General features: G+C 71.7%; 5 protein-coding genes and 1 pseudogene. 3 read left to right on the forward strand and 3 right to left on the reverse strand.

All coding sequences use genetic code 11. The annotated features are described in order from the left end of the window. Both GTW43_RS18670 and GTW43_RS18675 read right to left on the reverse strand, forming a co-directional pair. Positions 1 to 289, reverse strand: a pseudogene (locus GTW43_RS18670) (GNAT family N-acetyltransferase); the annotation flags it as partial. A 190-nt stretch (positions 290 to 479) separates the two neighbouring features. Then, positions 480 to 1841 carry a cation:dicarboxylase symporter family transporter gene (locus GTW43_RS18675; protein WP_161303167.1) on the reverse strand — a complete coding sequence of 454 codons (1362 nt, stop codon included), beginning with the start codon at positions 1839 to 1841 and terminating at the stop codon, positions 480 to 482. A gap of 326 nt (positions 1842 to 2167) precedes the next feature. On the opposite strand from GTW43_RS18675, the gene GTW43_RS18680 reads away from it, so the two are divergent. From GTW43_RS18680 to GTW43_RS18690, 3 genes are all read left to right on the forward strand, one after another. Continuing rightward, the gene (locus GTW43_RS18680; protein WP_161303168.1) at positions 2168 to 4501 is read left to right on the forward strand and encodes a molybdopterin cofactor-binding domain-containing protein; all 2334 of its coding nucleotides are present in this window, start codon (positions 2168 to 2170) and stop codon (positions 4499 to 4501) included. 13 nt (positions 4502 to 4514) lie between these two features. Beyond that, on the forward strand, positions 4515 to 4991 hold the full coding sequence (locus GTW43_RS18685) for a (2Fe-2S)-binding protein (protein ID WP_161303169.1): 477 nt from the start codon (positions 4515 to 4517) through the stop codon (positions 4989 to 4991). 90 nt (positions 4992 to 5081) lie between these two features. After that, positions 5082 to 5591: a GNAT family N-acetyltransferase gene (locus GTW43_RS18690; RefSeq protein ID WP_343246053.1), complete on the forward strand. Its 510-nt coding sequence runs from the start codon at positions 5082 to 5084 to the stop codon at positions 5589 to 5591. On the opposite strand, the gene GTW43_RS18695 is transcribed toward GTW43_RS18690, so the two are convergent. Beyond that, positions 5545 to 5944: GNAT family N-acetyltransferase (locus tag GTW43_RS18695; protein ID WP_161303171.1), on the reverse strand; the 400-nt coding region annotated here is incomplete at its 5' end. The two genes, GTW43_RS18690 and GTW43_RS18695, sit on opposite strands and share 47 nt — an antisense overlap.

Consider the following 5944-nt stretch of genomic DNA (forward strand, 5'->3'; position numbering starts at 1 on the left):
GGACGGTGAATCCGGCGCGCCGCCAGGCCGCGATGAGGGCGGTGTCGGCCTCGTCGACGACGGTGTGCAGGGGCGTCGGCAGGTCGGCGAGCAGCGCCGCGACGAGCCGGTCGAAGTCGCTGTCGTGCCAGGCGTCGATGCTGACGAACAGGCGTCCGTCGGCCCGGCGCTGGGCGTGCCCGCGGCCGACGACCAGGTCGTCCTCCAGGGCGTGCCACTGGTGGTCCGCGACGCGCGTGACGGTGACGGCGCGCTCGCCCGTGCCGGGCGGGAAAGGCTGTGTGTTCATCGGGGTCTCCTCAGGAGTGCCTCGGTCTCGGGCGCTCCTGGCGACACCGCTTGTCAGCCGCCGGACCGTGACGGATCGAGGGAGCACCCACGGGTGAATGTGTTCACGGGGGCTCACCTCCCTGCGTCGCTGTCACGGTCCGGCACGACGGTACCCACAGGGTCCCGCCCGGCTCAAACGCTTTTCCGGGTCAGCTCGTGGTGCGTTCCGGATCGGCGGCGGAGGCCGTGGCGTCGACCCGTTCGCCCTCGGGGACGAACGGGATCTCGCCGCCGAGGACCTTCGTCATGCGGACCTTGTCGAAGACGCCCTCCCACTTGGACACGACGAAGACGGCGACGCAGTTGCCCAGGAGGTTGGTGGCGACGCGCATCGAGTCCATGATGCGGTCGACGCCGAGGAGCAGGGCGACCGCTCCGGCCGGGATGACCCCGAGGGCGGCCGCGGTCGCGGACAGCGCGAGGAAGGCCGAGCCGGGCACGCCGGCCATGCCCTTGCTGGTGAGCATCAGGACGAGGACCACGGTGATCTGCTGACCGAGCGTCAGGTCGACGCCGACGGCCTGAGCGATGAACAGGGTGCCGACGGAGAGGTAGATGGAGGCGCCGTCGAGGTTGAAGGAGTAGCCGGTGGGCAGGACGAGGCCGACCGCGTCCTCGCGGCAGCCGGCCTGGCGCAGCTTCTGCATCATGCGCGGCATGACGGCCTCGCTGGACGCGGTGCCGAGGGCGAGCAGCATCTCCTCGCGGGTGTAGCGGACGAACTTCCACAGGCTGACGCCGGTGAGCGCCTTGAGGGCGAGACCGAGCAGGAGCAGGAAGAGCAGGGCGACGCCGTAGCAGACGGCGATGAGCTTGCCGTAGGTGGCCATGGAGCCGATGCCGTACTCGCCGACGAGGTGCGCGGTCGCGCCGAACACGGCGATCGGGGCGAGCTTCATGATGAAGCCGACGATGGCGAAGACCACGTCCTGGGCCTGCTCGATGGCGGGGAGGATCGCGGGGACGCGGGTGGAGCCCAGGTGGAGCAGTGCGGCGCCCACCAGGCAGGCGAGGACGAGCACTTGGAGCAGGGAGTTCTCGGCGAAGGCGCCGATGGCGCTGTCGGGCAGTGAGTGCAGGATGAACTCGCTGGTGGAGGGGAGCGATCCACCGCCCGTCTTGTCGTCGACGGCGGAGGCGTCGAGGGTGGACGGGTCGACGTTCATGCCGGCGCCGGGGTGCACGACGTTGCCGGCGATCAGGCCGACGACCAGGGCGACGGTGGTGGCCGCCTCGAACCAGAGGAGCGCCTTGAGGCCGATGCGGCCGAAGGCCTTCAGGTCACCCGCCTTGGTGATGCCCGCGACGACCACGCAGAAGACGAGGGGCGAGATCATCGCCTTGATCAGACGGACGAAGCCGTCGCCGAGGGGCTGGACAGCGGTGCCGGCGTGCGGCCACAGACGCCCGACCAGGACGCCGACCACGAGGGCACAGGCGACTTGGGCGAACAGTGACTTCCGCAGGAAACGCGCGATACGTCGGGCCGGGGACGGACCGGTGTGCGACATGTGCGACTCTCCACAGTTGCAGAAACTTCCAGATTGCGGAATCCGAATTCCGCACGGGCGCCACTATGTCGGTGCAGTCACCACGCAGGGAAGGGGTCGTCGACGCGGCCGCGTGAACTTTGGTTCATGCTCCAGTCATTGGATCATTCGACCCCTCCCCGGTTGTGCGGCGAACGCTCACAATCCGCCGCCAACCTTCACCCGCGTCCGGCCCGCAATACCCGCAACGTGCTGCGCATCCGGCCCGTGATCCGCTCGACTGGGAACCTCGGAATCCGCCACGGCCGGGTCCGGCGCGGACCGCCTGACGAAGAGGTGATGGCCCCATGACCGACGCCCCCGCCGAGGGCGGCTCCACCGACGACCGCGACCGGCGCGCGCCGATGGCACGCCGCACGTTCATCGGATACGTACTGGCCGGAGCCACGCTCGCCGTCGCGGCGGACCTGCGCCTCGGGACGCCCGCCCACGCCGCCGTGCCCACCGCGCCCCAGATCCCCGAACTGTTCGACCTGGAGGACCTGCAGACGCTCGCCGCGCTGCCCACCTCCTCGCTCGTGAAGATCGTGCTCGACGAGGACGGCACCGCCTCCTTCGAACTGCCGCGCGCCGAGGTCGGGCAGGGCATCACGACCTCGACCGCGATGATCATCGCCGAGGAGCTCGACCTGCCGCTCGAGAAGGTGCGCGTGACCCTGGCGCCCGCGCGCCCGGAGCTGCTCCTCAACCAGCTGACCGGCGGGTCGAACACCACGGTGTCCACCTTCACTCCGGTGCGGGTCGCCGCCGCGGTGGCCCGCAAGGCCCTGCTGGAGGCCGCCGCACTCGAACTCGGCACCGCAGTGGAGCTGTTGACCGCGAAGGCCGGTGTCATCACCGCGGCCGACGGCGCGTCGCGGACCTACGGCTCACTCGCCGCCAAGGCCGCGGGCCGCACGGTCAGGGCGGTGCGGGCCGAGCTCAAGCAGGCATCGGAGTACACCGTGATCGGCAGCCCCCGGGGCCGCGCCGACGCGCGCGCCGCGGTCACTGGGCAGAAGCAGTTCACGATGGACCTGCAGATACCGGACGCGCTGCCGACCATGGTCTGCCGCCCGCCGGGGCTCAACGGCGCGCCGAAGGAGGTCCGCAACGCGCCGGCGGTGCTGGCGATGCCCGGGGTCACGGACGTCGCGACGGTCGGCACCGGTGTCGCCGTGCGCGCCGCGACGTTCGGGCAGTGCATCGACGCGGTCCGCGCCCTCGACGTGGACTGGGCGCCGGGATCGGTGGAGGGCGAGTCCGACGAGACGATCCTCGCCCGGGTGCGCAGGGCCGAACTGCCGCTGGCCGTACCGAAGGTCCCGCTGCTCGCGAAGACGGTGGAGGCGGACTTCACCTTCATGTTCCGCAGCAGTGCGGCGCTCGAGCCGAACTGCGCGATCGCCGACGTCCGCGCCGACCGCGCCACGGTGTGGGCGGGCCTGAAGTCGCCCGTCGTCGCGCAGGGCGACATCGCCCGGGCGGTCGGGCTGCCGCCGAGCGCGGTGACCGTCCACGTCGTCACCGGCGGCGGCTCCTTCGGCCACAAGCTCTTCGGTGACGCGGCGATCGAGGCCGCGACCGTCTCGCAGGCCATGGGCAAGCCGGTCAAGCTGATGTGGCACCGCGCCGACGAACCCCGGCAGGGCCGGGTGCACCCGATGGCGACCTCCCGGATCCGGGCCACTCACCTCGCCGGTCAGGTCCTGACCTTCGAACAGCGGCACACGAGCGTCGTGACCGACTTCAGCCACGGGCTCGGCGAGATGATCACGGCGACGGCGGACCGGCTGCCGACCGGACTCGGCGGACTCACGTTCTCGGAGACCATCTTCACCCTGACCCAGGAACTCCCGTACCACTTCGGTCTCGTCACCCAGCTGCTCAGCGAGACCGACGCGCGCTTCAACACCGGGAGCATGCGCAACATCTACTCACCCGACGTGGCCTGCGCCAACGAGCTCGTCGTGGACCAGCTCGCCCGGGCCATGGGCCAGGATCCGCTCCGCTTCCGCCTCGCCTTCCTGCGCAACGACCGGGTGAAGGCGGCGCTCGAGAAGGTCGCCGAAGCCGGCCGGTGGGGCAGGCAGATGCCTGAGGGTACGGCCCAGGGCATCGCGGTCCACAGCGAGTACAAGGGGGCGACCGCCGTCCTCGTCGAGATCGACTGCCGCCCCGGGACCGTCGGCCGCACGGTCCCCGACGCCGTCACCGGCCCGCGCGTGACCAAGGCGGTCATCGCCGTCGACGCCGGTCTGGTGATCAACCCGAAGGGCCTCGAGGCGCAGATGCTCGGCGGTGTCAGCGACGGCATCGCCCTGGCCCTGACCAGCAGTCTGCACCTGCGCGACGGGCACTTCCTGGAGGCCAGCTGGGACAACTACTTCTACACCCGGCAGTGGAACACCCCGCCCGAGTTCGCGTGCATCGTCATGCCCTCCGATTCCCCGCAGCCGGGCGGCGCCGGAGAGGCGGGCGTGGCCGCCTCGGTGGCCGCGGTCGCGTGCGCCTACGCCCGCGCCACCGGCACCGTCCCCACCCGCTTCCCGGTCAACCACGACGCCCTCTCCTTCGACGTCAAACCCTTCGTCCCGCCCGTGCCCGCGTCACCGACCGACGGTCTGCACCACACCTACTGAGGAGCGTCCGCACATGAGCACGCACACCTTCGTCCTCAACGGCGAACAGGTCACCGTCGACGTCGACGACGACGTCCGGCTGCTGTGGGTCCTGCGCGACGTCCTCGGTGTCACCGGGCCGAAGTACGGCTGCGGCATCAACGTCTGCAAGGCCTGTACGTCCCACGTCAACGGCAAGGCCTTCAACCCGTGCTCGGTACGGGTCGGGGACGTGCGCCCCGACGACGAGATCACCACGATCGAGGGCCTCCCGGACACGGTCGGCGCCGATCTGCACCCCATGCAGGAGGCCTGGCTGGCGCACGACGTCGCCCAGTGCGGGTACTGCCAGCCCGGGCAGATCATGGCCGCGGTCGCCAAGGTGAGACAGGCGAGGGCGCAGGGCCGCGAGATCGCGGACGCGGACCTCGACGAGATCCGCAACATCTGCCGCTGCGGCACGTACCACCGGATCAGGGAGGCGATCAAGGAGGGCGCCGCACACATGTGAGCCGTGCCGCCGCCCGGCACTCCCGGGATGCGGACCGGCGCCGGGCAATCGCCTTGCGCCGCGCCCGCCCGCGCCGTCATGCTCGACCGCGTGAACACGGCCCGCACCACCCCGCACACCCGGCTCAGCGTCCCCGTCGAGGTACGGGACCTGCGTCCGCAGGATCTGCCCGCATGCTCCTGGTCGGGCTCGCCGACCCATGTGCGCCACGTGGCCGACGAGTTGGACCGGGCCGCCGCGGGCGAGGTGGACTATCTGGCCGTCTGTACCCCGGCCGGTGTCCCGGTGGCGATCGGCGGCGTCGACTACGCGCCCCGCCCGGACGCCGGCACGCTCTGGCAGCTGGCGGTGCTCCCCGCCCTCCAGTCCTGCGGCCTCGGCACCCTGCTGATCGGTGCGGCCGAGGACCGGATCGCCGCCCGGGGACTGCACCGCGCGGTCCTCGCCGTGGAGGACGACAACCCTCGGGCCCGCGCCCTGTACGAGCGGCTCGGCTACCGGGCGTTCGGCCGCGAGCTGGACACGTGGGACGAGGAGGGTCCGGACGGCGAGATCAGGCGTCACGAGGCGATGTGCACGCTCCTGGGCAAGGATCTCTGACCGGGCGGTACTCCAGCAGCACGCACGCCTCGCCGCCCCCGTCCCCGCTCTCGGCGCCGGGCCGGTCCGGGGCACGGCGAAAGCCCGCCTTCTCCCAGGCGCGCACCGCCCGCTCGTTCGTCACGGCCGGGTCGACCGTCACCCGCTCCCATCCGAGGGTGCCGCACACGTGCCGCACGAGGGCCCGGGCCGCGTCCGGCCCGAGCCCGCGGCCGCGCGCACCGGCGACCAGCACCAGGTCGAGTCCCCCGTCCGCCGGGCCCGCGCACCAGTACTGCGCGTACCCCACGGGTTCGTCATCGGCGACGACCAGGAGCGACTCGGCCTGCGGCCGGCGCCGGCCCACGTACTTC

The organism is Streptomyces sp. SID5785 (genome assembly GCF_009870065.1).
Taxonomy (GTDB): Bacteria; Actinomycetota; Actinomycetes; order Streptomycetales; family Streptomycetaceae; genus Streptomyces.

Bases quoted from the DNA above. Each gene is read 5' to 3' on its own strand.
- GTW43_RS18680 (WP_161303168.1), top strand. From the start codon at position 2,168: ATGACCGACGCCCCCGCCGAGGGCGGCTCCACCGACGACCGCGACCGG.
- GTW43_RS18685 (WP_161303169.1), top strand. From the start codon at position 4,515: ATGAGCACGCACACCTTCGTCCTCAACGGCGAACAGGTCACCGTCGAC.
- GTW43_RS18675 (WP_161303167.1), bottom strand. From the start codon at position 1,841: ATGTCGCACACCGGTCCGTCCCCGGCCCGACGTATCGCGCGTTTCCTG.